The following is a 22,954-nucleotide window of genomic DNA, read 5'->3' on the forward strand; positions in this document are numbered from 1 at the left end:
GCCGCCAGGCCGCCCCCTTACAGATATCGGGTGCGTGATGGCCGTCAGCGCGGAGGTGGCCTCCGCACGGGCACTCTTCGCTAATCCTGCATCATCTCGCGGCGCGCCATGACAGGCGCGCCGCTGTCAGCACGGTCATTGCGACGCCATTCCGCGCTCGGACGCCAGCTCACACATGCCTGAATCAACCCATCTGCGCAGGCCCCCCAGAAAATGTCGGAAAAATGTCGGCGGGCGCTTTAACTGGGGGTGGCGGCTCCCCACATATGTCAGGACTTTTATGCCCGTGGGGGAGATGGATGAAACAGGTGTTGCGTCGTACCGGCCTTTTGGCTCTGGCTTTGGTGGTCACGCTCGGCATGTCGCTGGGCGACGCTGAAGCCCGCAAGGGCGGGGGCGGTTTCGGCAGTCGCGGCTCGAAGACCTGGTCGGCCCCGCCGTCGACCCAGACCGCGCCTTCCACCGCCGCGCCGATGCAACGCACCCAGACCCAGCCTGGCATGCAGCAGCGTGGCCCGGGCGCGCCTGGCGCCCAGGCGGCGCCGCAGCGGCGGTTTGGCGGCGGCCTCATGGGCGGTCTGATGGGCGGTCTGCTCGGCGCCGGCCTCATCGGCATGCTGATGGGCGGCGGCTTCTTCAGCGGCCTCGCCGGCATGGCCGGTTTCCTCGGCCTGTTGTTGCAGGTGGCGCTGATCGGCGGTCTCGTCTGGCTGGCGGTGCGTTATTTCCGCAATCGCCAGCAGCCGGCGGCCGCAGCCCCTGGCGCCGCGCATTATAGCGCTGCGCCGCAGCAGTCGGCGGGTCCGTCTGCAGGTTCCTCGGCTGGTTCCTCAGCAGGTTCCTCAGCTCTTGGCGGCCTTGGCCGCATGGGCGGCGCGGCTGCGCCTGGTTTTGGCGCTCCGGTCCCGCCTGCGCAGCCTGCTTATGCGCCGGCGACGGCGAAGTCGGGCAGCGATGACGTTGGCCTGGGCCAGCAGGATTATGAGGCCTTCGAGCGCCTGCTTGCTGAGATGCAGCTGTCCTTCGGTCGTGGCGACGTGGGCGCCCTGCGGCGGATCTCGACCCCGGAGGTCGCCGCCTATCTGGAAGAGGAACTGGCTGACAACGAGCGCCAGGGCGTGGTTAACGCCACGGCTGACGTCAAACTGCTGCAGGGCGATCTGGCCGAAGCCTGGCGCGAGGGCCCGACCGATTACGCCACCGTGGCCATGCGCTATGCGATGATCGACGTCACCCGCGACCGCGCCACCGGCCGGGTGATTGATGGCGACGCCGAGCGCCCGTCCGAGGTCACCGAGGTCTGGACCTTCCGTCGCGATAACCGCGGTCCGTGGACCCTGTCGGCGATCCAGAACGTCAACTGAGGCGGTTGAGCCTACAGGTCGCGGATGCGTCGCTGCTATCGCGGCTTTCAAGGCGTCGGCGCGTGTGTGTCGCAGATCAGCCAGGCGGCGTTTCGGCGCCGCATGGCTCGCCGCTTTCGATGAAGCGAGATTTCGCAAAGAAAAAGCCGGGAGCGCCCTGTGGGGTCTTCCCGGCTTTTTTGTTTGTTGCGCCGCATGGTTGCGGCGGGCCATCGGGCGCCCCGGCCAGAGGCAGCGTCATACCAGAACCCGATGAGCGTGATAGATCGGGTTCTGGCTAAGCCCGTGCGGCGCCTGAGCATTTCAGGATGCGGATGCGTCCGCTCGCATCCTGGTATAACTGCGTTGGCTCAGCCCTGCTGTTGACGCGCGGCGATGTCCTGCACGCTGGGGCCGCGCTTGAAGGTGGCGCTGGCCCGCACCACGGCCTCGCCGTTGGCGGTGATGATCGCCTGGGTGAACACCAGGTTGCGGGTGACCTTGAGCACGTCGGTGCGGCCCTCGAGCCAGTCCCCCTGCTTCGCCGGACCCACGAAATCCGTGGTCATCGAGATGGTCGGCAGAAACTGGCCGAGCCGGTGGGCGAAGTTGGCGGCCATCGGCATGCACATGTCGCAGAAGGTCATCAGCATGCCGCCATGGCAGACGCCCATGGGATTGCAATGACGCTCTTCAATGCGCATGCCCACCAGCAGGCCCGCGTCGGTTTTCTTGAAGTAAAGCGGTCCATTGACCGCGATGAACTGGCCGCCCGTATCGCGCAACAGCCGGAAACCCTCTGGAATAGTCTCGCTCATACTCTGTCCTGCCTGTCGTTCCTGTCCCGTCAGGCGCGTGCGCGCAACCGCGCAGGCGTCGTTATGACTGGCTGCCGCGATGGGAGCGCGAGGCGGGCGCTGCGCCAGGCAACGCGCCGCTGTGTCTCCATCGCCGCCGATCTGTCAGGCGTCGTCTTCAATGATTACGGCGAGCGCGGCAAGTAGGCAGTTCGCAGTGGGGGCGCCGGCGGGACGCAGGTCGCACTGGCGCGCCGCGCCGCCGCAAAAGCCCCGGCGGACGACAATGGAGCCGCAGAAGGCTGGTGTGTGGCCATGGCGGTGTGTCCGCCTCTGGCGCTTGAAATTGCGTCAGCGCCAGCTATCCATAGGCGGCCTGCGCCAGATGGCTGGCCTATTGGGCGGCGTTTCCTGCTGGTAGCCTGCGTTTGCCAGACTCTGGCCGAGGCAACCAAAAGGTAAGCCTGATCGGTCTATATGGCTGGAACAGGCGTGGCCTGTTGGGGGGCGTTCCCCCGGCATGCGCCTTATGCACCCTGGCCCGCCGCGCGGGCGGTCTATCGGGAACCCTTATGCACGCAACGCCCGTCCTTTTGTCCGCGCCACCTCCGGCGCATCCCCGGGCCGACGGGCGGACGCTCGCGCTGTTGCAGGCCTTGCGCGCCATCGCCGCCATCTGGGTGGTGATCTACCACTGCCACACCGAGGCCTGGCACTGGCTCATCCCGGGCCAGCCGCGCCCGCCCGAGCCATTCCCATGGATGGCGGGCGTCGACGTGTTCTTCGTCATCTCCGGCTTCATCATCGTGCTGAGTTCGCGCAAGCTGTTCGGCGCGAAGGGGGGCTTCCGGCTGTTTGTGACGCGACGGCTGATCCGGGTGCTGCCGCTCTACTGGTTCATGACCACGCTGTTTCTGGCGGTGGCGTTCATATTGCCCCAGGTGCTGAACAGCGCCACGCCCGGCTGGCAGGAGATTCTGGCGTCCTATCTGTTTTATCCGATGCAGCGCAGCGACGGCCTGACCGTGCCGGTGTATTCCATCGGCTGGACGCTGAACTATGAGATGTTCTTCTACACGCTGTTCGCCTTTGTGGTGATGCTGCCGCAGCGGCTCGGCGTGATCGTCATCGCCGGCGGCCTGTTCGCCGGCGTGGCGTGGGGGGCGTGGGCCGGACCTTTGCCAGAGCCGTGGCAGTTCTGGTTCCGGCCGCTGACGCTGGACTTCATTTTCGGCCTGTTCCTCGGGCTGATCTACGGGCGCGGCGCGTCGATCCCGGCGCTCATCGCCTGGCCAGGCGCGGTTATCGCCTTTGGGCTGCTGGCGCTCGATCTGCCGACGCAGGCGCCGCTGAACCAGTTGCCGACGCTGGGGCCGATCCTCGGCTATGGTCTGCCGGCGACCCTGCTGGTGGCCATGGCGGCGTTTGGCGAAACCCGGGCCCTGTCAGCGCAGGTGGCGGCGCGGCCCGATTTTCTGCGTCGGCCTTTCGCCAGCGCGACGAGGGTGCTCGCCGAACTCGGCGACGCCTCTTATGCGCTTTATCTGCTGCATCCGTTCGTCATCCGGCCGATCCGCCAGCTGCTGGCGGCGTTCGGGCTGGGGCCGTGGACGCCGGTGTTGCTGTACACCGCAACAGGCGTCATCGCCTCCTGCATCGCGGGCTGGCTGATGTTCCGCTTTGTGGAATCGCCGGTGACGCAATGGCTGCGCCGGCGCTTCGCTGTCTGACGCCAGACTGCGAACGGCTGACGTATCCGCGACCTTGCGGGCTCATCCGCTGATTACGCCATTGGGCGCCACATCGGCCAGTCGCTGCACCTCGGCGACATTGTCCTGGCTGAAGCCGCGCGTTGTGACCGCGATACGCGAGCGCACGCCGTCGGCGTCGATCCGCAGCAGATGATAGCCGGCGCGGTGGTTGTGGGAGCCGGCCATGGCCGAGGCCGAAGGCGCGCCGAGGATCGGCACGGCGCCGTCCGGGCCGGTGAGGTGGGCCAGCGAGGTGACATGGTTGTGGCCGTGCAGCACCAGCTCGGCGCCGACGCGGGCAATCATCCGCTCGAAGGCCTGCGCGTCGGTCAGACCGCGGCCTGGGGCGGCGCCGCCGCGATGCGGCGGATGGTGGATCATGATGACCCGGCACAGGCGCTCGGCGCGCAATTGCGCCAGCAGCCCCTCCGCCGCCGCCAGCTGGCGGCCGCCCAGCTTGCCGCTGGCCAGAAACGGCAGGGTCGGCGCGCCTGACGAAAGCCCGACCAGGGCCACGCCGTCGCGTCGCCGCACATAAGGAAAGCCGCTAACCGGGCCTTCCGGCGCGCCGGCGTCGCCCGTCATCCATGGGCCGAGATGGGCGTGCAGCGGCTTCAGCGCGCTGCGCACATAGGCGTCATGATTACCAGGGGTGAAGCTGACCCGCTGCGGATCGCCAAGGCTGGCGACAAAAGCCCTGGCGGCGGGAAACTCCGCCGGCAGGCCGATATTCACCACATCGCCAGTGAAGGCGATGTGATCAGGCCGCTGCGCCGCCATATCCGCGCAAATCAGCGCCAGCGCCGCCATGTCATGGGTGAGGAACCGGCCGCGCCGCCAGTTCACCCAGCCGGTGACGCGCTTGCCGGCCAGCTCGCGCAGGCGCGGCGCGGGCAGGGGGCCTATGTGGGCGTCCGAGAGATGGGCGAGCAGCATGGTCAGACCAGCCTGTTTGCAAAAAAATGACGATGGCGGCGCTCTCTGCATAGAGCATGATCGCGGCAATCTGAATTGGATGACGCAGGTTTTGGCGTTTTCATCGCGCAGCCTGATGGGATGACGCGTGCCAGAGGCGGGGCAGAACGCGACCAGGGACATGGGCTTGAGCGTGCCCGAAAGCGCCGCCACTGGAGCAGCCTGGCGGCTGGCGCGCGCCCTTGACCTTCCGGGCGGAAGGCGCTCACAACACATGATGCAAACCTCCCTGTCCGAGCGGCTGCTGCGCCGCGTCCTGCATGTGTATTTCCGCTTCGCCCGGGGCATGACCCTTGGGGTGCGGGCGGCGGTGTTCGACGGGCAGGGCCGGGTGTTCCTGGTGCGCCACACCTATGTCAGCGGCTGGTATTTTCCGGGCGGCGGGGTTGAGGTCGGCGAGGACGCGCTGAGCGCGTTGCAGCGCGAGCTGGCCGAGGAGGGGAATATCGTCATGCAGGGGCCGCCGCGCCTGCACGGCTTTTTCTTCAACAACCGGGTGTCACGACGCGATCATGTCGCTTTGTATGTGGTCGACGCCTTCCACCAGACGGCGCCGCGCCTCGCCGATCGCGAAATCGCCGAGACAGGTTTCTTCGCCCCTGACGCCTTGCCCGCCGACGCCACCCCGGCGACCCGGGCCCGGCTTGCCGAAATTCTCAACGCCACCCCGCCATCGCCGCACTGGTGATGCGGCGGCGTCGCGGACCTGCTGTGGCCAAGGGGCGCCGTGGACGACGGCGCGGCCCGCGTGATAAGGCGCGAGCGGGCGTTGCGGCGCAGGGCCCTGACCGATGGCGACCGGCTGCGGCGCGCCCTGGTTGCGAAAAAGATGCCTTTGTCGTTCCGTCGCCGGTGCTGCGGAATGACGCCCGCGGAGATGCCAATGGCTGAGCTGGAACTGACCACGCGTCCCGAGAGCCCTGAAGACGCGCTGCAGATCGAGCGCCTGCATGACCGCGCCTTTGGCCCTGGCCGCTATGCGCGCACCGCCTACCGTCTGCGCGAGGGCCGCGCGCACCGGCCGGATCTGTCCTTCACCACCCTTGTCGGCGCCATGCTGGTGGGGTCGGTGCGGCTGTCGGGGGTGCGCTCGGGCGCCATCAACGCCGTGATGCTCGGGCCGCTGGCGGTGGAGCCGGCGTTTGAGGGCAGGGGCATCGCCGGGGCGCTGATCCGCTGCTCGCTGGACGCCTGTCGCGCCGCCGGCGAGGAGCTGGTGATGCTGGTGGGCGATCCGCCCTATTACAACCGCTTCGGTTTCACGGTGGCGCCGCCCGGATCGCTGCAGTTTCCTGGCCCGGTCGATCCGACTCGCATCCTCTATATCGAGCTGACCGAGGGCGCCTTCGCCCGCGCCAGGGGCCAGGTGTCGCCGCTCTGATCACAAGATGGCGTGCTGCGCTGGCGGCGCCGGGGCGATCCGGCACATTTTTTTGGCGGTGACTACGCTGAAAAACCGCGGTTCTGCGCGTCAAATGGCCGGAACCCGAGCCTCATAACGGGGTTTTGTTGACGGGCGCATCACCCTGCCTGCGTTTGCCTGACATTGCGCGGCCTGACCGCGAGGCTGGCGGCCCGGCGCCGACGGGTGACGTGGCTATCGGACCGACGTATGCCTTGGTAGAACAGCGCCGATGATCGGGCGACGCAGACGCCAGGGAAATTGGCGGGCGGCGACGCCCTGATCGTGCGTCCAGGCTCGTAGCCCTGGCCATCCAGGGCGGCAACACAGGATTTGGCAATGACAGCAGTTTCCCCCGCCAGGGCAATCAGGACCGTGACGCTCGTCGCGCTGGCAGGCTTTGCGGCGTTGACCCTGGCCGCCTGCAACGCGAAAGTGCGGCCGACGGGCGTGTTGCCGCGTGAATATGTGCCGCCGCCGCCGGCCGAGCGCAACATTGGCATCAAGCCCAAGCAGGGCGAACTGACCGAAGCGCCCGTGTACCAGCAGGCCCCTGCGCCGCAGCGCGGCCTCGCCGTGCCGTCACGCTGACCTCACATACGACGAGAAGGCGCGCGGCCAGGCGATCACCGCCTGGCCTCAACGGGTGCAATAGCGCGGGATGGCGCCTGTCCACTACTTGACAATTTTGCCCCGCGACCTGTTAGGCTTGGGCCAAGTCACGCGCGCTCCGTGGGCGCTACAGATGACGGCCAGAAACGGGGAGCTGGGGGGCCTCGCGTGCGCGCGGCCCTGATATGTGCGGTCGCGCCTGGCGCGGGCGTTGATCACATCCCTGGACCTGGCCGTTGCTGGCGTTTGCGCGGCGTGGTCACGCACAAGACCGGAGCGGCTGTCGCCGCCGGCCCCAGGGGAAACCAACGTCCATGAAGCTGAGCCTCGACGCCAACATCACCACGCTCGCCGAGATTCCGCGCATCCATGCCGCGAAGAGTGGCGACCAGATCAACAACAAGTTTGAAGATCGCGTCACCACCCACGCCGAGTTCAACCGGCACACCAACCAGATCGCCAATCTGATCCTCGCCGCCGGCCTGAAGCCTGGCGACCGGGTGGCGCATGTCGGCAAGAACACCGACCATTATTTCGAGCTGGTGTTCGCCTGCATGAAGGCTGGCGTGATCATCGTGCCGATCGTCTGGCGTCTTGCGCCGCCGGAAGTGGCTTATATCGTGCAGGATTCCGGCGCGAAGCTGCTGTTCGTCGGCCCGGAGTTCATCGATCTGGCGAAGCAGGTGAAGGCCGACAGCCCGAAGCTCGAGCAGGTGATCACGGTTGAGGGCGGCAATCCGGAATGGCCAGACCTCGTCACGCTGCGCGACGCCCAGCCCGACGTCGACCCGCGGCTTGAGTGCAAGCCGGAGGAAGCTTTCCTGCAGCTCTACACGTCAGGCACCACCGGTCGTCCGAAGGGCGCCATGCTGACCCACGAGAACTTCCTGTCGATGCGTCGCCTGCAGGATGGGTCGGATCTGGAGTGGTTGCACTGGTACGCCGACGACATCGGCCTTGTCGCCATGCCGAACGGCCATATTGGCGGCACCGGCTTCGGCATCTGGGTGATGTATTACGGCGTCAAGGCGGTGATCACCCGTGAGTTCGACCCGATGCAGGTGCTCGACCTGATCGAGCACGAGGGCGTCAACAAATTCTTCATGGTGCCGGCCGCCCTGCAGTTTGTGGTGCGCCAGCCGCGCGCCCGCGAGGTGGATTACAGCCGCCTGCGGTCGATCTCTTATGGCGCCAGCCCGATCCCGCACGCGCTGCTGGTCGAGTGCATGGACGTGTTCAAGTGCGGCTTCGTGCAGATGTATGGCCTCACCGAAACCACCGGCACGGTGGTGGCGCTGCCGCCGGAAGATCACACCCGCGAAGAGACCACGCGCATGCGTTCGGCGGGCCGGCCGTTGCCAGGCTGCGAGATCGCCATCCTTGACGATGAGGGCAAGCCGCTGCCGGTGGGCGAGATCGGCGAGATCGCCATCAAGGCGCCGTCCAACATGATCGGCTATTTCAATCTGCCGGAAGCCACCGCCCAGGCCATGCCAGGCGACGGCTGGTTCAAGTCGGGCGACGCCGGTTACATGGACGCCGACGGCTACCTCTATGTCCACGACCGCATGAAGGACATGATCATTTCAGGCGGCGAGAACATCTATCCGGCCGAGGTCGAGAACGCTCTGTGCAGCCACCCGGCGGTGGGCGAGGCGGCGGTGATTGGCATTCCGTCGCCGAAATGGGGCGAAGAGGTGAAGGCCATCGTCGCCCTGCGCCCGGGCCAGAACGTCACCGAGGAAGAGCTGATCGGCTTCGTCCGCACCCGCATCGCCGCCTTCAAGGCGCCGAAGTCGATCGACTTCATCGAACTGCTGCCGCGCAACGCCTCGGGCAAAATCCTGCGCCGCACCCTGCGCGAGCCGTTCTGGGCGGGCTACACCCGCAATGTGAACTGAGCCAGGGGGCATTCTGAGCTTGAGGCGACGGGCGGGGGCTTTCCCCGCCCGTTGTCGTTTTACGCCGCGATGACGCCGTGACGTGGGAGTAAACGCGCGCCCGCCAGCGTCACCCCTTAGCCCGCCGCCACGCCCACGCGCCGCGCCGCCATGCCTTCGCGCCGCCATGCACTCGCGCCGTGATGCCCTCGCGCCGCGCCGCGCCGCGCAACTCGTGGACGCGCGCCGCCCCCTTCGCTCCCCTCGCGGCCGCCGCCCCACCGCCGTCATGGTCGGGCTTGTCCCGACCATCCACGCGTTTGTCACAAAGCCGGACAGCCTGACGCATGGCGCGTGGGCCGGGCGAGAAGGGCAGCGCTGCGGTGGTGCGGTGGGCAAGACGTGGATGCCCGTGACAAGCACGGGCATGACGCGCGCAGGAGGCAACGCACGGGGCAGTGACGCATGGGGCAGTGGCGCACGGTGCAATGGCGCAAGGGGCAATTGCGCATGGGGTAGGGGCGCGTTGGCTCATATGGCGTTGGGCCGTGACACACTGGATATGACGCACAGGAAACAACGCGCCAGGCAGGACGGAAGGCGCCTTGGCGCGGCGTCGTCCTCCATCGCTCCCCTCGCGGTCCCCACCCCACCACCGTCATGGTCGGGCTTGTCCCGACCATCCACGCGTTTGTCGCAAAGCCGGGCAGCCTGGCGCATGACGCGTGGGCCGGGCGAGAAGGGCAGCGCTGCGGTGGCGAGGCGGGCAGGACGCGCAAGACGCGAGAAACGCGAAAGACGCGCAAGACGTGGATGCCCGTGACAAGCACGGGCATGACGCGCGGAGGAGGTGTTGCACGGGGCAGGGGGCGGCCTGAGGCGGCGGGCAGAGGGCAGCGGGCAGCGGGCAGAGGCAGAGGCAGAGGGCAAAGGGCAAAGGGCAAAAAAAAATACCCCCGGAGAACCGGGGGCATCTTTACGCGTGATGCGCGGAGCGCAAGAGGATCAGCTGTCGGTGTAGACCGGCTTGCGCTTGTCGAAGAACGCCGCGATGCCTTCCTTGAAGTCATTGGAGCGCGACGACAGGATCTGGTTGCGGTCTTCCATGGCGATCACCGCCTCGAGGCCGCCGGCGTCGATGGCGTGGTTGAGCGCTTCCTTGGTCAGGCGCAGGCCAAGCGGCGTGGCGTGCAGCAGATCGTCGACATAGGACTGGCCGACGGCGTTCAGCGTCTCCTGGGTGGCGATCTCGGCGGCGAGGCCGAGTTGCAGCGCCTTGTCCGCGTCAATGAAGCGGCCGGTCAGCATGTATTGCGAGGCGATCGAGGCGTTGGTCAGGCGCGGCAGGAAATAGCTGACGCCGATGTCGCAGGCCGACAGGCCGATGCGGATGAAGGCGGCGTTCATCTTCACTTCCGGCGTGACGATACGGATGTCGGAGGCCAGCGCCATGGCGAAGCCGCCGCCCGAAGCCGGGCCATTGACCAGCGAGACGATCGGCTGCGGGCAACGGCGCATGGCGACCACGATCTCGGCGATGCGGCGCTGGAAGCGCAGCGACGACCAGGTGGTCGGCTGCTCGTTCTCGCCGCTGCGGTCCTTGAGGTCGAGGCCGGCGCAGAAGCCGCGGCCAGCGCCGGTCAGCACCACCACGCGCACGTCGTCGCGCCAGTACAGATCGGTGAAGAAGTGGCGCAGCTCTTCCACCAGCTGGCGGTTGAGCGCGTTGAGGCGGTCGGGACGGTTCATGGTGGCGCGGATGACCGGGCCGTCCTGCTCGATCAGAAGATGCTGGTATTCCATGGGGTTCCTCTTGCTGTGACGCCGGCGCCTCTGGGGGCGTGTCGGCCAAATCGGGGATGCGTCTCCGCTCGCGCCCATGCGGCCCCGCCCGTGCCAGTGCTTGCGGCGGCGTCCCTTGGCAGGTCCTGCACCAGGGCCCTGAGCCACGACCTACGCTTGCTGCGGACAGGCTGTGACTGGGCGCTTGAGTCGGGCGAAACGCGGTTCTATTCTGTTGACCAAACGATCGTTAGGTGCTGCAACTGCATCATGCAAGCCGTGAGTTGCGGATGGCTGCGGAAAGTGGCCGCGCAGCTAAAGGGGCTGGCGCGCAGGCGCTCCTGACGGCGGTAATCCAGGCGCAAGGAACGCGAGACGTTCCTGTGGGAGGAACATATGAACTTCGATTTCTCTGACGAGCAGAAGCAGCTGCGCGACTCGGCGCGCCGGTTCCTTGAGAAGCAGAGCCCGGTGGCCGTGGTGCGCCGCGTGCTGGAAGGCGATGAGGGTTACGACAAGGACCTGTGGCAGGGCCTGGCCGACATGGGCTTCACCGGCGCGGCGATCCCGGAAGAGTTCGGCGGCGCTGGCCTCGGCTATCTCGAGCTGTGCGTGATCGCTGAGGAGCTCGGCCGTTCGCTCGCCCCGACGCCGTTCTCGTCCACCGTCTATCTCGCCGCCGAATTCCTGCTCGCCGCAGGCTCCGAGGAGCAGAAGCAGGCCTGGCTGCCGAAGATCGCCGCAGGCGAAGTCATCGGCACATTCGCTTACGCCGAGAGCGCCGGCCCGGTCACCGCCGACCGCATCAAGGCCCAGGTCTCGGGCGGCAAGCTGTCGGGAACCAAGCTTCCTGTCGCTGACGGCGCCGTCGCCGACTTCGCCATCGTCGCCGCCCAGTCGGGTTCGGGTCTCGGCCTGTACATCGTCGACCTCAAGGGCGCTGGCGTCACACGCGAGAACGTTGACGTCATCGATCCGAGCCGCAAGCACGCCCGCATCGTCTTCGACGGCGCCGCCGCCGAGCAGCTCGGTTCGGGCGACGCCCAGGCCGTCATCGACGCCGTCTATGACCGCGCCGCCGTGCTGACCGCCTTCGAGCAGGTCGGCGGCTCTGACCGCGCCCTTGAGATGGCCCGCGACTATGCGCTGGAGCGCATCGCCTTCGGTCGCCAGATCGGCTCGTTCCAGGCCATCAAGCACATGCTCGCCGACATGTATGTCTCGGCGACCCTCGCCCGTTCGAACTGCTATTGGGGCGCCTATGCGCTGTCCACTGGCTCGGCCGAGCTGCCGGAGGCCGCCGCCTCCTGCCGCGTCAGCGCCACCAAGGCGTTCCAGCACTGCTCGACCAACAACATCCAGGTGCACGGCGGCATGGGCTTCACCTGGCAGTTTGATTGCCACCTCTACTACAAGCGCTCCAACCTGCTCGCCCTCAATCTGGGCAGCCTCAGCGTCTGGGAAGACAGGCTGATCTCGCGCATGCGCGAGCGCAATTCGGCGCGCGACGCGGCCTGAGCGGCTTCCGGTTCCGCGCGGGATTCCCGCGCGGCCCGTTCCATGGCGCGACCTGGCCGGCGTATCCGGCGGGCGCGTCGCCAAAGGTAGCGGTGGGACAGGCCTCAAGGCTGTCTCCGGCGAGAAGAGGAACAGGGCGATGAACTTTGACGATACCACCGAAGAAGCCGCGTTCCGTGCGGAAGTGCGCGCCTGGATCGACGCCAACGCGCCGCATGATCTCGACCACGACCTGAAGAAGTCGGGCCTCGGCGGCCTGCGTCTGCCAGGTCGCGACATCGTGGCGGAAGCCAAGGCGTGGCAGAAAAAGAAAGCCGACGCCGGCTGGGCTTGCCTGCACTGGCCGAAGGAGTATGGCGGTCGCAGCGCCAGCCCCATCGAGCGGGTGATCTGGCAGCAGGAAGAGGGGATGTACAACCAGCTGGCGGCGCCTTTCGCCATCGGCCAGGGCATGTGCGGCCCCACCGTGATGGCCTACGCCTCGGAAGAGCTGAAGCGGACATATCTGCCGAAGCTGGCCTCGGGCGAGGAGATCTGGTGCCAGCTGTTCTCCGAGCCGGCCGGCGGCTCCGACGTCGCCGCCTTGCGCACCCGCGCGGAGAAGGTGGAAGGCTCGGACGAATGGGTGATCAACGGCCAGAAGATCTGGACCTCAGGCGCCCAGTTCTCTGACTATGGCATCCTGCTGACCCGCACCGATCCGACCGTGCCGAAGCACGCCGGCCTCACCATGTTCATCGTGGACATGAAGGCGCCGGGCGTCGAGGTGCGGCCGATCCACCAGATGAGCGGCGGCCGCGAGTTCAACGAAGTGTTCTTCGAGAACGTGCGCATCCACGACAGCCACCGTCTTGGCGCGGTCAATGACGGCTGGAACGTAGCGCTGACCACGCTGATGAACGAGCGCATGTCGATTGGCTCGCGCCTCGCCACCGGCTTCCCGGAGATCTTCGCCTTCACGTCGGACTTCCAGCTGCCAGATGGCCCGGCCATCGACAACGCCGCCGTGCGTTCGAAGCTGGCTGACTGGGCGGTGAAGTCGAGCGGCCTGCGTTACACGGCGTTCCGCTCGATCTCCAGCCTGTCGAAGGGCGAACGCCCTGGCCCGGAGAACTCGATCGGCAAGCTGGTCGCCGGCGTCATGACCCAGGACATCGCCAAATATGCGCTCGAACTGCAGGGCGAGGCCGGCGTGCTGACCTCGCCAGAGCAGGCGGAGGCGGCGGCCCTGTTCCAGAATCTCGTGCTCCGCACCCCTGGCATGCGTATCGCCGGCGGCACCGACGAGATCCTGCGCAACATTATCGCCGAGCGCGTGCTTGGCCTGCCGGGCGACGTGCGCGTCGACAAGAACGTGCCGTTCAACCAGGCGCCGGGGCGCTGAGGCAGTCCACCATCAGGGGCGGCGCCGCCAGCGCCGCCCGACACGCACACGGGGCAGGCGTGGCCAGCGGCCAGCCGCCACAACAGCAAGAATGACCGGGACCTCCCGGGGGAAATGAACCGATGAATTTTGACGATACCCCAGAAGAAGCCGCCTTCCGCCAGGAGGCGCGCGCCTGGATCGCCGCCAATGCGCCGAAGCACCTGAAGGAAGAGCTGGAGCTGTCGGGCTTTGGCGGTCTGTATCTGAAGAGCGAAGACCCGATGGAGGCCGGCAAGGCCTGGCAGAAGAAAAAGGCCGAAGCCGGATGGGCCTGCCTGCACTGGCCGAAGGAATATGGCGGCCGCGGCGCCACGCCGATCGAGCGCGTGATCTGGGGCCAGGAAGAGGGCGTCTACGCCAAGCTCTCCGGCCTGTTCACCATCGGCCATGGCATGTGCGGCCCGACCGTGATGGCCTGGGGTTCGGAAGAGGCCAAGCGCGAGCGTCTGCCGACCCTCGCCTCGGGCGAGGAGATCTGGTGCCAGCTGTTCTCGGAGCCGGCCGCCGGCTCTGACCTCGCCGGTCTGCGCACCCGCGCCGAGCGCGCCGATGACGGCTCGGGCGACTGGATCATCAATGGCCAGAAGATCTGGACCTCGGGCGCCCAGCATTCGCAGTGGGGCCTGCTGTTGACCCGCACCGACCCGAATGTGCCGAAGCACAAGGGTCTGACCATGTTCTTCCTCGACATGCGCTCGCCGGGCGTGGAGGTGGTGCCGATCCGCCAGATGAACGACCAGCGCTCGTTCAACGAGGTGTTCTTCACCAATGTGCGCATTCCGGACAGCCAGCGGCTTGGCCCGGTGGGCAATGGCTGGAACGTCTCGCTGACCACGCTGATGAACGAGCGCCTGTCGATTGGCTCCGGCATGCCGACGGGCTTCCCTGACCTGATCGACTTCGCCATCCAGTGCGGCGACATCGACAACGCCGCCGTGCGCACGAAGCTGGCTGACTGGGCGGTGAAGGCCTCGGGCCTGAAGTTCACCGCCTTCCGGGCCCTGTCGGCGCTGTCGAAGGGCGAGACCCCCGGCCCGGAGAACTCGATCGGCAAGCTGGTGGCCGGCGCCATGATGCAGGACATCGCCCGCTACGCCATGGAATTGCAGGGCGAGGCCGGCATGCTGACCGACGCTAAGGACGCCGAGGCGCGCGGCAAGTTCCAGGCCATGGCGCTGCGCTCGCCCGCCACCCGCATCGAGGGCGGTTCGGACGAGATCCTGCGCAACATCATCGCCGAGCGCGTGCTGAACCTGCCGTCTGACGTGCGCGTCGACAAGGACGTGGCCTTCAACGCCATCCCGACCAGCGGTCGCAAGTAATCACGCCCAGGCTGCGCCCGCCACGGCGGGCGGCGGCCTGCGGCTTCACCTTACGGCGTCTCTCCGCCCGGCCCTGGTGGTCGGGCGTGAGCGCATCGCCGCCATGGTTCATCCAGGGGAAATTCGATGATCAAGACACGTTTCACCGAGATGTTCGGCGTTGAACATCCCATCGCCCAGGGCGGCATGCAGTGGGTTGGCAAGGCTGAGCTGGTCTCCGCCGTCGCCAATGCCGGCGGCCTCGGCTTCATCACGGCGCTGACCCAGCCGACGCCAGAAGATCTGGCCAAGGAAATCAAGCGCACCCGCGAGATGACCGACAAGCCGTTCGGCGTCAATCTGACCATTCTGCCGGCGATCAACCCGCCGCCTTACGCCGAATACCGCGCCGCGATCATTGAATCGGGCGTCAAGGCGGTTGAGACGGCTGGCTACAAGCCGGAAGAGCACATCAACGAGTTCAAGAAGCACGGCGTCAAGGTCATTCACAAATGCACCGCCGTCCGTCACGCGGTCTCGGCCCAGCGCATGGGCGCCGACGCCATCTCGATCGACGGCTTTGAGTGCGCCGGTCACCCGGGCGAGGACGACATTCCGGGCCTGATCCTGATCCCGGCCGCCGCCGAGAAGATCACCATCCCGATGATCGCCTCGGGCGGCTTCGGCGACGGTCGTGGCCTCGCTGCCGCCTTGGCGCTGGGCGCCGAGGGCATCAACATGGGCACCCGCTTCATGGCGACGAAGGAGGCCCCGATCCATCAGAAGATCAAGGAGCAGCTGGTCGCCAATGACGAGCGCGCCACCGATCTGATCTTCCGCACCATGCGCAACACCTCGCGCGTCGTGCGCAACGTCGTCAGCACCGAAGTGGTGCAGAAGGAGCGTGAGGGCGCCAAGTTCGAGGACGTGCGGCACCTGGTGGCCGGCGCCCGCGGCAAGATGGTCTATGAAACCGGCGATCCGGACCACGGCATCTGGACCGCTGGCATGATCCAGGGCCTGATCCACGACATTCCGAGCTGCGACGAGCTGATTTCGCGCATCGTCGCCGACGCGGAAGCCATCATCAAGGGTCGCCTGGCCGGCTTTGTGAGCTGATCCCGGGCGTCGCCGACGCCTTGAGGCCGGGCCGGCGCGCAAGCGTGGGCCCGGCCTTTTTTATCTGGCTGCGCGCCTGCTTTAACTGGCTGCGCGCCGGCTTTAACTGGCTGCGCGCCGGCGTGGCGCGCCACAGCTTTGGGCCCGCAAGGGCCGCCCGCGACCCTCAGGTCGCCACAGGAGGAACATCATGACCCAGCTGGTGCTCAGGGAAGACCGCGATGGCTGCGCCATCCTCACCCTCAACCGCCCCGACAAGCTGAACTCGCTGAATGTCGAACTGTTCGCCGACCTTGAGCGCCATGTGGACGCCATCGCCGGCCAGACCGACAGCATTGGCCTCGTTATTGTGCGCGGCGGCGGCAAATGTTTCTCGGCCGGCCACGACCTCAACGACATCGCCGCCGGTGAGAAGCCGCCGCGCCCGCATTTCCAGTCCAGCGTCATCGAAAAGCTGGCTAACCTGCCGCAGCCGGTGATCACCGCCGTGCACGGCCATTGCTACACAGGCGCGCTGGAGCTGGCGCTGGCCGGCGATCTGCTGGTGTGCGCCGAGAACGCCAAATTCGCCGACACCCACGCGCGCTGGTCGCTGACTCCGGTGTGGGGCATGAGCCAGCGCCTGCCGCGCCGCGTCGGCCTGCCCAAGGCGCGCGAGATGATGTTCACCGCCCGCACCTATACGGGGCGCCAGGCCGAAGCCATGGGCCTCGCCAACATCTGTGTCGCCGACGCTGATTTCGACGCCGAGCTCGACAGCCTGGCGAAGGCGATCCTCGCCAATTCCTGGTTCAGCCACCGCGCCAACAAGGCGCTGCTCAACGACACCGATGGCCTGCCGCTCGCCGCTGGCCTCAGCCATGAGATCGCCCGCACCCGCGGCGTCGGCCCCGACATGGCCGACCGCATCGCCGCCTTCCAGAACAAGACGGCGAAGATTTCGTAACCGGCTGACGGGCGTCGCCTGCGGATGTGCGGGCGGCGCCTGTCCCGAGACGCACGTGACGCCATGGCATGCGCTGTGGCGTTTTCCGTTGTTGTGAAAAAATAACGCTCAAGATGCGCGATAAGTTATCGTCACCAATCAGGATTATTGAATATTTGGTAAAATAATTATCGGCTTTCCATTGAATAACAGTAAACGGGAGCGCGATGTTAAAGGCATGCCTGATGTGCCGGGCGTTGATTCTTGCCCTGGCGGCGGCGCTGGCCTCGCTGGACGGGGTTCTACATGGGCGCCAACGGCGGCTATGGCGCTGCCCTTCCGAAGCTGTCGGGGGTGAGCTGGAACGCTTGCGCCAGTGAGGGCTACACGGCGATCGCGCATATGATGACGTCAATCCCGGCGCGAAGGCTCATACATTGCGCAACGCCAACACACGCGGCCGATTATACATGAGCGCCAGGAGCCGTGGTGAACGTCAGCGTGTTGCGCGCGGAGTTACGCTACCGGTTCTGAGCGGCCGGCATCGCCAACAAGGCCTGATAGCGGAGCCGGATGGGCATGACTGATCGGGTTCTGGTCACGCTCGAGTGGCGTTTGAGCTTTGCCGGGAGCGACGCGTCGGCATCGTCGCGGCCTGGTATGGGCCGGGCGCTGTGAGCCGGCGCGGGGGCGGCGCCCGATGGGGACTGTGGCGCCGTAGCGTCAGTGTAGACGTCGCAGCGCAGCGACGATGGCTGGCGCCTCCAGATGGGGATTATAGCCGCTGGCGCTGCTGATCTACCCCTTGCGGGTGTAAACCTGCTATTCCGGAGTAGATTATGTCTAGAAAATTGAAAGTTATTGCTGCAGCGGCGCTGTCTCTGTCATGTGCAACGGTTGCGGTTGCTGCCGATCTTCCCGCCCGTTACGTTGCGCCGGTTGCGCCGGAGGCGCCGAAGCCCGCGTTTACTTTTGACGGATTTTATGCCGGCGTGAACGGTGGCTATGGCATGGGGGTTGGCAATGGCCAGGGCTGGAAGCCCTCCTCGCTGTTCGGCAAGCGCAAGAAGGGCGGGCACGCCGGCGTGCGCCAGAGCGAGCGTAAGGACGGGCGTGGCGGTTTCGTTGGCGGCGCCCAGCTCGGTTACAATGTCCAGCAGGGACAATTTGTCTTTGGTATTGAGACCGACCTCAACTATGCCGGCCTGTCGCTCGCCAGCAAGCGGGTGACGTCGTCCGCCGCCGAGACCTCCAGGAATGCGCGTGTCAACTGGTTCGGCACGCTACGCCCGCGGATTGGTTTCGTGCCGACCGAGCGGCTGATGATCTACGGTACGGGTGGTCTCGCCTACGGCAGCGTGACGTCGGCGCGCGACGCCGCGATGGCGGGCGCAAGTGTCGGCGAGCGCCGCAGCGACGTGCGCGTGGGCTATACGCTTGGCGCAGGCGTCGAGTATGCGATCGCCGACAATGTGACGCTGCGCGGCTCCTATGACTTCGTTGACCTGGGGCGTGGCGGTCGCGGTCGTAAGTCAACGGTCGCCCCGGCGGCGGATACGGTGGCGGCGGGAGCGAGGGACCGTGCGCGATTCCAGGTCTTCCGCGTGGGCCTCAACTACCGGTTCTGATCACGTCGGTCAGCCAGGGGACGACGCCGGGCCAGATGCCGAAATCTTGCCGCTGATGTTGTCCAGCGTGGGCGGGTTGTCGCCGATCCGCCCACGTCTCTGTCGCCAGGGCCCGCCATGGTCAGAAGGCATGTCAGGTCGCGGCTGCGTCAGCATCGTTCCGGCCTGACAGGAGCGGCGGAGCGCTGCAGTGTGCGGGCGATCGGGCGAGGCCGTTGGGCGCTGTCGCACAGGCAGGCGCCGCAAGCCGACGCGGGCCCGTGGGTTCAGGCTGACCGGCGCTGCAATGGCGTCGTGGCGCCGCCAGGGTGGCGGCGACAGTACGCTGCAGGATGCTTTTCGTTGCGATGCGCTGGAGCGTGCTGACGCAGCCCGCGCGTTGTGGACGGCGCCGCATGGTCAGTGATGGGGTGTGACGCCCGCGCAACGACGTCACCGCAAGTAATAAATCAAGGGATACATCGTATTTACAGTCTAAGACAATGATGTGATTTTCTATTCATTCGAATAAGATGTCGATGAGTGGAGAAATTCATGTGCAGGTCGCTTGGCCTTGCTGTCATTGTCGCATCATCCCTGGCTTCGGCGGCCGTCGCAGCAGATCTTCCATCACGGAAATACGCACCGCCGGCGCCGTCTGCGCTGGCGCCCGTGTTCACATGGACCGGGTTTTACGTCGGCGTAAACGCCGGCGTCGCCTTTCTGGGTGATCAACAGCGTAACGCTGCCGACGCCACCGTCGCGATGTCCGGAAGCGCGTCGAGCACGGCGCTTGTCACGGCTCCGAACCGTGGGAAGCGCAACACCGCCTCGTTTACGGGCGGCGGCCAGATCGGCTTCAATTATCAATTGGGCGCGGCCGTGATTGGCGTCGAAACCGACTTCAATTACGCGCGTCTGACCCGCGTCCGGGGCGTCAGCGTTGTCAGCGCCGAAGGGAACATGAATGCAAATCTGCGCGCCGAACTCGAATGGTTCGGCACAGTGCGCGCGCGACTTGGCTTCATGCCGATGGACCAGCTCCTCGTCTACGCGACAGGCGGTCTCGCCTATGGTTCGGTGAAAGCCAGTATTGAAGGGGCCTCTGGTCTGACTGGGGTTGTGCGGGGCGGCGAGGGGTCGCGCGACAAGATCCGGGTCGGATGGACGCTGGGGGCAGGCGCTGAATATGCCCTGACGAACAACATCTCCATCAAGGGTGAATATGCCTATGTTGACCTCGGGCAGCAGCGGCATCGCTCCTCCGGGCTCACCTTTGCGAATGGCGCCGGACAGCTGGTCACCGCCAATATGGGGATGAGACACGATTCCCGGTTCCATGTGGTGCGCGCCGGTCTGAATTACCGGTTCTGACCTTGGGTCAGTACTCTGCACAGCCATGCAAGCAATAGCCCGGCCTGCGCCGGGCTATTGCTATTGGGCGCACGGCTTGAGCTTGGGGCGCATCAGGGAAAGCCGCCAATACCGCGCCATGCATGGCGTTGCGTGGGAGCCTGCCTCCCGATAGCGTTCGGCCAGTCCCGGACAGCGCAGTCGCGGCGCAAAAGCTGCGGCTGGCTTCATGGTCAGCCTACCGCTTGCGCCCACGCGCCGGCTTTGTCTGTGCCGGCAGGACGGGGCGGGGCGGGGCGGTGAAATCGTCGGCGCCGAGCGGCAGCTCGCGATTGTGCGGGCCCATCTCGTCCAGCGTCGGCTTGCGCGCCCGGGATTTTGGCGCGGGCCTGGGCGGCTCGTTGGCGGCGCGGCCATAGCGGCGTTCGCCGGCATAGCCGCCGGCGCTGCGCTCCACATCGGCCTGGCGGGCGAGCGGATCGTCGGCGATGGCCAGTTCCGTCGCCTGCAGGCGCTTGATCTCGTCGCGCAGCCGGGCGGCGGTCTCGAAGTCGAGATCGGCGGCGGCCGTGCGCATGCGCTTTTCGAGATCGGCGATCACCGCCTGCATGTTGTGGCCGACTGGCGCCGCTTCGCCGCTCAGGCCAGCGTCGACGGTGACGCGATCGCGCTCATATACGCTGTCGAGAATGTCGGCGATATTCTTGCGCACGCTCTGCGGCGTGATGCCATTGGCCGCGTTCCACGCCATCTGCTTTTCACGGCGACGGCGGGTCTCGTCCAGCGCCCGCTCCATCGAGCCGGTCATCTGGTCTGCGTAAAGGATCACCCGGCCATCGACATTACGGGCGGCGCGGCCAATGGTCTGGATCAGCGAAGTCTCCGAGCGCAGGAAGCCTTCCTTGTCGGCGTCGAGAATGGCGACGAGGCCGCACTCGGGGATGTCGAGTCCTTCACGCAACAGATTGATGCCGACCAGCACGTCGAAGGCGCCGAGGCGCAGGTCGCGGATGATCTCGATCCGCTCCAGCGTGTCGATGTCCGAGTGCATGTAGCGCACCCGCACGCCGTTCTCGTGCAGATATTCGGTGAGGTCCTCGGCCATGCGCTTGGTCAGCACGGTGAGCAGCGTGCGATAGCCCTGGGCGGCCGTGGCGCGGATTTCGCCGAGCACGTCATCGACCTGGCTGCGGGCCGGGCGGATTTCCACCGGCGGATCGACCAGACCGGTGGGGCGGATAACCTGTTCGACGAAGACGCCGCCGGTCTGCTCCATTTCCCACGCGCTAGGCGTGGCCGAGACGTGCACCGTCTGCGGCCGCATCGCCTCCCATTCCTCAAAGCGCAGCGGCCGGTTGTCGAGGCAGGATGGCAGGCGGAAGCCATATTCGGCCAGCGTCGCCTTGCGCCGGAAGTCGCCGCGATACATCGCGCCGATCTGCGGCACGGTGACATGGCTCTCGTCGACAAACACCAGCGCATTGTCGGCGAGATATTCGAACAGGGTCGGCGGCGGCTCGCCCGGCTTGCGACCGGTGAGGTAGCGCGAATAATTCTCAATGCCCGCGCAGGCCCCGGTCGCCTCCATCATCTCCATATCGAAAACCGTGCGCTGCTCCAGCCGCTGCGCCTCCAGATAGCGCCCGGACCGGTTGAGCTGGTCGAGCCGCTGCTTCAGCTCGGCCTTGATGCTCTTGATCGCCTGCCCCAGGGTTGGCTTGGGCGTGACATAGTGCGAATTGGCGTAAACCTTGACGAAGGACAGATCCGCCGTCTTGTGGCCGGTCAGCGGATCGAATTCGGCGATGCTGTCGATCTCGTCGCCAAACAGGCTGATGCGCCAGGCGCGATCTTCCATATGGGCCGGGAACAGTTCGATGACGTCGCCGCGCACCCGGAAGGTGCCACGACCGAAATCCGCCTGGATGCGCTTGTATTGCAGCGCCACCAGATCCGCCAGTAACTGCCGCTGCTCGATGCGTTCGCCAACCTTTAGCGAGAAGGTCATGGCGGTGTAGGTTTCGACCGAGCCGATACCATAGATGCACGACACCGAGGCGACGATAATGACGTCGTCGCGCTCCAGCAGGGCGCGGGTGGCCGCGTGGCGCATCCGGTCGATCTGTTCGTTCACCGTGCTCTCTTTTTCGATATAGGTGTCCGAGCGCGGCACGTAGGCTTCAGGCTGGTAATAATCGTAATAAGAGACGAAGTATTCGACGGCGTTATCGGGGAAGAATGATTTGAACTCGCCATAGAGCTGCGCCGCCAGCGTCTTGTTGTGGGCGAGGATGAGCGCTGGCCGCTGCGTCTTCTGGATCACCTGGGCCATGGTGAAGGTTTTGCCCGAGCCGGTGACGCCGAGCAGCACCTGGTCGCGCTCATGCTGTTCGACGCCCGCCACCAGCTCCTTGATGGCCTGGGGCTGGTCGCCGGCAGGCTCGAACTCGGATACCAGCCGGAACGCCATGCCGCCTTCCGACTTCTCCGGGCGCGGCGGCCGGTGCGGCGTCCACGGCTTGGCGTCCAGCCGCGGATCGCCGCTGGCCAAGAGGCTCTCCAGCGCGGTGCGCGTCGCCTGGGCGCCTGGCGTCAGCGACGGATCAGGGTCATCGGGCGAAATGGCGACATTGCCTTCGCGCACCCGACGCGGCGCGGCGTTGAGAATGTCATCACGGCTCAGCGCGCCGTCGGCCTCGCCCCATTTGCGGGCGCGCTTGGCGCCAGAATCTGTCGCCGCTGCAGCGCCATCAGCCGGGGTGGCGTTGGTCGCGTCATAGCGCGCCTGCGGCGTCTCGCCGAAGCCATCCTGGGCCGCATCCTGCGTCGCCGTTTTGGCCTTGCGCGCGGCGGCGCGACGGGCCTTCAGATCGGCCTGATCACTGGCGGCCGTGCCAGGCCCGGCGCGTCCCTTGTTGAGCGCCGGATTGAGCAGTGCGGCGAGATGCTCATCAAGCGGAACCAGCTCGGGACGCGCGGCGCGCGACCGCGGCGTCTTCGCCGCTGTGGCCCTGGCGGGCCGCTTGCGCGCAGACGCGTCAGCTGCGTCAGAAGGGGTGTCCGGCGTCTGGGGCTTTTTCGGCATGGCGCTAATATGGGGGCTATTGGTCTCTGAGACAAACCCGGAACATCGCTGATCACCAACCTGTCACGCCAGGGGACG

The 22,954-nt window shown here is 66.5% G+C and carries 17 protein-coding genes; 13 read left to right on the forward strand and 4 right to left on the reverse strand.

Features of this window, described 5'->3' with window-relative positions; all coding sequences use genetic code 11:
* The first annotated feature begins 299 nt into the window (after positions 1-299).
* Complete coding sequence (locus tag AC6A67_RS09320; protein WP_498036281.1) at positions 300-1,364, forward strand: Tim44 domain-containing protein; 1,065 nt, start codon at positions 300-302, stop codon at positions 1,362-1,364.
* 350 nt (positions 1,365-1,714) lie between these two features.
* On the opposite strand, the gene AC6A67_RS09325 is transcribed toward AC6A67_RS09320, so the two are convergent.
* Positions 1,715-2,161, reverse strand: a complete 447-nt coding sequence (locus AC6A67_RS09325) for a PaaI family thioesterase (protein ID WP_498036282.1) — start codon at positions 2,159-2,161, stop codon at positions 1,715-1,717.
* Positions 2,162-2,712: 551 nt separating this feature from the next.
* Here AC6A67_RS09325 and AC6A67_RS09330 point away from each other — a divergent pair.
* Complete coding sequence (locus AC6A67_RS09330) at positions 2,713-3,870, forward strand: acyltransferase family protein (protein WP_498036283.1); 1,158 nt, start codon at positions 2,713-2,715, stop codon at positions 3,868-3,870.
* Between the two features lie 42 nt (positions 3,871-3,912).
* Here the strand turns inward: AC6A67_RS09330 and AC6A67_RS09335 are convergent, their stop codons facing one another.
* Positions 3,913-4,827 (reverse strand): metallophosphoesterase family protein, encoded by a 915-nt coding sequence (locus AC6A67_RS09335; RefSeq protein ID WP_498036284.1) that lies wholly within the window; start codon positions 4,825-4,827, stop codon positions 3,913-3,915.
* 253 nt (positions 4,828-5,080) lie between these two features.
* Between AC6A67_RS09335 and AC6A67_RS09340 the strand changes: the two genes are divergently transcribed.
* The 4 genes from AC6A67_RS09340 (at position 5,081) to AC6A67_RS09355 (ending at position 8,781) form a co-directional block, all read left to right on the forward strand.
* On the forward strand, positions 5,081-5,554 hold the full coding sequence (locus AC6A67_RS09340) for an NUDIX domain-containing protein (RefSeq protein WP_498036285.1): 474 nt from the start codon (positions 5,081-5,083) through the stop codon (positions 5,552-5,554).
* A gap of 195 nt (positions 5,555-5,749) precedes the next feature.
* Positions 5,750-6,247, forward strand: coding sequence for a GNAT family N-acetyltransferase (locus AC6A67_RS09345; protein WP_498036286.1), 498 nt, complete (start codon positions 5,750-5,752; stop codon positions 6,245-6,247).
* A 360-nt stretch (positions 6,248-6,607) separates the two neighbouring features.
* The gene (locus AC6A67_RS09350; protein ID WP_498036287.1) at positions 6,608-6,859 is read left to right on the forward strand and encodes a hypothetical protein; all 252 of its coding nucleotides are present in this window, start codon (positions 6,608-6,610) and stop codon (positions 6,857-6,859) included.
* Between the two features lie 341 nt (positions 6,860-7,200).
* Positions 7,201-8,781, forward strand: coding sequence for a fatty acid--CoA ligase (locus tag AC6A67_RS09355; RefSeq protein ID WP_498036340.1), 1,581 nt, complete (start codon positions 7,201-7,203; stop codon positions 8,779-8,781).
* Positions 8,782-9,765: 984 nt separating this feature from the next.
* On the opposite strand, the gene AC6A67_RS09360 is transcribed toward AC6A67_RS09355, so the two are convergent.
* A complete protein-coding gene (locus AC6A67_RS09360) occupies positions 9,766-10,563 on the reverse strand; it encodes an enoyl-CoA hydratase/isomerase family protein (RefSeq protein ID WP_498036288.1) in 798 nt (265 codons plus the stop codon).
* A 375-nt stretch (positions 10,564-10,938) separates the two neighbouring features.
* Here AC6A67_RS09360 and AC6A67_RS09365 point away from each other — a divergent pair, with 375 nt between their 5' ends.
* The 7 genes from AC6A67_RS09365 to AC6A67_RS09395 all read left to right on the forward strand — a co-directional run bounded on the left by AC6A67_RS09365 (position 10,939) and on the right by AC6A67_RS09395 (position 19,812).
* Entirely contained in the window at positions 10,939-12,060 is a 1,122-nt protein-coding gene (locus AC6A67_RS09365) for an acyl-CoA dehydrogenase family protein (RefSeq protein WP_498036289.1), read from the forward strand.
* A gap of 139 nt (positions 12,061-12,199) precedes the next feature.
* Positions 12,200-13,444, forward strand: a complete 1,245-nt coding sequence (locus AC6A67_RS09370; protein ID WP_498036290.1) for an acyl-CoA dehydrogenase — start codon at positions 12,200-12,202, stop codon at positions 13,442-13,444.
* A 122-nt stretch (positions 13,445-13,566) separates the two neighbouring features.
* Positions 13,567-14,808 carry an acyl-CoA dehydrogenase family protein gene (locus AC6A67_RS09375; protein WP_498036291.1) on the forward strand — a complete coding sequence of 414 codons (1,242 nt, stop codon included), beginning with the start codon at positions 13,567-13,569 and terminating at the stop codon, positions 14,806-14,808.
* A 126-nt stretch (positions 14,809-14,934) separates the two neighbouring features.
* Positions 14,935-15,906 (forward strand): NAD(P)H-dependent flavin oxidoreductase, encoded by a 972-nt coding sequence (locus AC6A67_RS09380; protein ID WP_498036292.1) that lies wholly within the window; start codon positions 14,935-14,937, stop codon positions 15,904-15,906.
* 190 nt (positions 15,907-16,096) lie between these two features.
* Entirely contained in the window at positions 16,097-16,852 is a 756-nt protein-coding gene (locus AC6A67_RS09385) for an enoyl-CoA hydratase/isomerase family protein (protein ID WP_498036293.1), read from the forward strand.
* A gap of 818 nt (positions 16,853-17,670) precedes the next feature.
* Positions 17,671-18,459 (forward strand): outer membrane protein, encoded by a 789-nt coding sequence (locus tag AC6A67_RS09390; protein ID WP_498036294.1) that lies wholly within the window; start codon positions 17,671-17,673, stop codon positions 18,457-18,459.
* Between the two features lie 522 nt (positions 18,460-18,981).
* Positions 18,982-19,812: an outer membrane protein gene (locus tag AC6A67_RS09395; protein WP_498036295.1), complete on the forward strand. Its 831-nt coding sequence runs from the start codon at positions 18,982-18,984 to the stop codon at positions 19,810-19,812.
* Between the two features lie 217 nt (positions 19,813-20,029).
* Here AC6A67_RS09395 and uvrB read toward each other — a convergent pair whose 3' ends face one another.
* Positions 20,030-22,876 carry an excinuclease ABC subunit UvrB gene (gene uvrB / locus AC6A67_RS09400; protein ID WP_498036296.1) on the reverse strand — a complete coding sequence of 949 codons (2,847 nt, stop codon included), beginning with the start codon at positions 22,874-22,876 and terminating at the stop codon, positions 20,030-20,032.
* Between the last annotated feature and the right edge of the window lie 78 nt (positions 22,877-22,954).

The organism is Camelimonas sp. FR25 (assembly GCF_059740505.1).

What these genes read in the sequence shown, in the direction of transcription:
- AC6A67_RS09320 (WP_498036281.1), top strand. Translation starts at nt 300, where the DNA reads ATGAAACAGGTGTTGCGTCGTACCGGCCTTTTGGCTCTGGCTTTGGTG.
- AC6A67_RS09325 (WP_498036282.1), bottom strand. Translation starts at nt 2,161, where the DNA reads ATGAGCGAGACTATTCCAGAGGGTTTCCGGCTGTTGCGCGATACGGGC.
- AC6A67_RS09330 (WP_498036283.1), top strand. Translation starts at nt 2,713, where the DNA reads ATGCACGCAACGCCCGTCCTTTTGTCCGCGCCACCTCCGGCGCATCCC.
- AC6A67_RS09335 (WP_498036284.1), bottom strand. Translation starts at nt 4,827, where the DNA reads ATGCTGCTCGCCCATCTCTCGGACGCCCACATAGGCCCCCTGCCCGCG.
- AC6A67_RS09340 (WP_498036285.1), top strand. Translation starts at nt 5,081, where the DNA reads ATGATGCAAACCTCCCTGTCCGAGCGGCTGCTGCGCCGCGTCCTGCAT.
- AC6A67_RS09345 (WP_498036286.1), top strand. Translation starts at nt 5,750, where the DNA reads ATGGCTGAGCTGGAACTGACCACGCGTCCCGAGAGCCCTGAAGACGCG.
- AC6A67_RS09350 (WP_498036287.1), top strand. Translation starts at nt 6,608, where the DNA reads ATGACAGCAGTTTCCCCCGCCAGGGCAATCAGGACCGTGACGCTCGTC.
- AC6A67_RS09360 (WP_498036288.1), bottom strand. Translation starts at nt 10,563, where the DNA reads ATGGAATACCAGCATCTTCTGATCGAGCAGGACGGCCCGGTCATCCGC.
- AC6A67_RS09365 (WP_498036289.1), top strand. Translation starts at nt 10,939, where the DNA reads ATGAACTTCGATTTCTCTGACGAGCAGAAGCAGCTGCGCGACTCGGCG.
- AC6A67_RS09370 (WP_498036290.1), top strand. Translation starts at nt 12,200, where the DNA reads ATGAACTTTGACGATACCACCGAAGAAGCCGCGTTCCGTGCGGAAGTG.
- AC6A67_RS09375 (WP_498036291.1), top strand. Translation starts at nt 13,567, where the DNA reads ATGAATTTTGACGATACCCCAGAAGAAGCCGCCTTCCGCCAGGAGGCG.
- AC6A67_RS09380 (WP_498036292.1), top strand. Translation starts at nt 14,935, where the DNA reads ATGATCAAGACACGTTTCACCGAGATGTTCGGCGTTGAACATCCCATC.
- AC6A67_RS09385 (WP_498036293.1), top strand. Translation starts at nt 16,097, where the DNA reads ATGACCCAGCTGGTGCTCAGGGAAGACCGCGATGGCTGCGCCATCCTC.
- AC6A67_RS09390 (WP_498036294.1), top strand. Translation starts at nt 17,671, where the DNA reads ATGTCTAGAAAATTGAAAGTTATTGCTGCAGCGGCGCTGTCTCTGTCA.
- uvrB (WP_498036296.1), bottom strand. Translation starts at nt 22,876, where the DNA reads ATGCCGAAAAAGCCCCAGACGCCGGACACCCCTTCTGACGCAGCTGAC.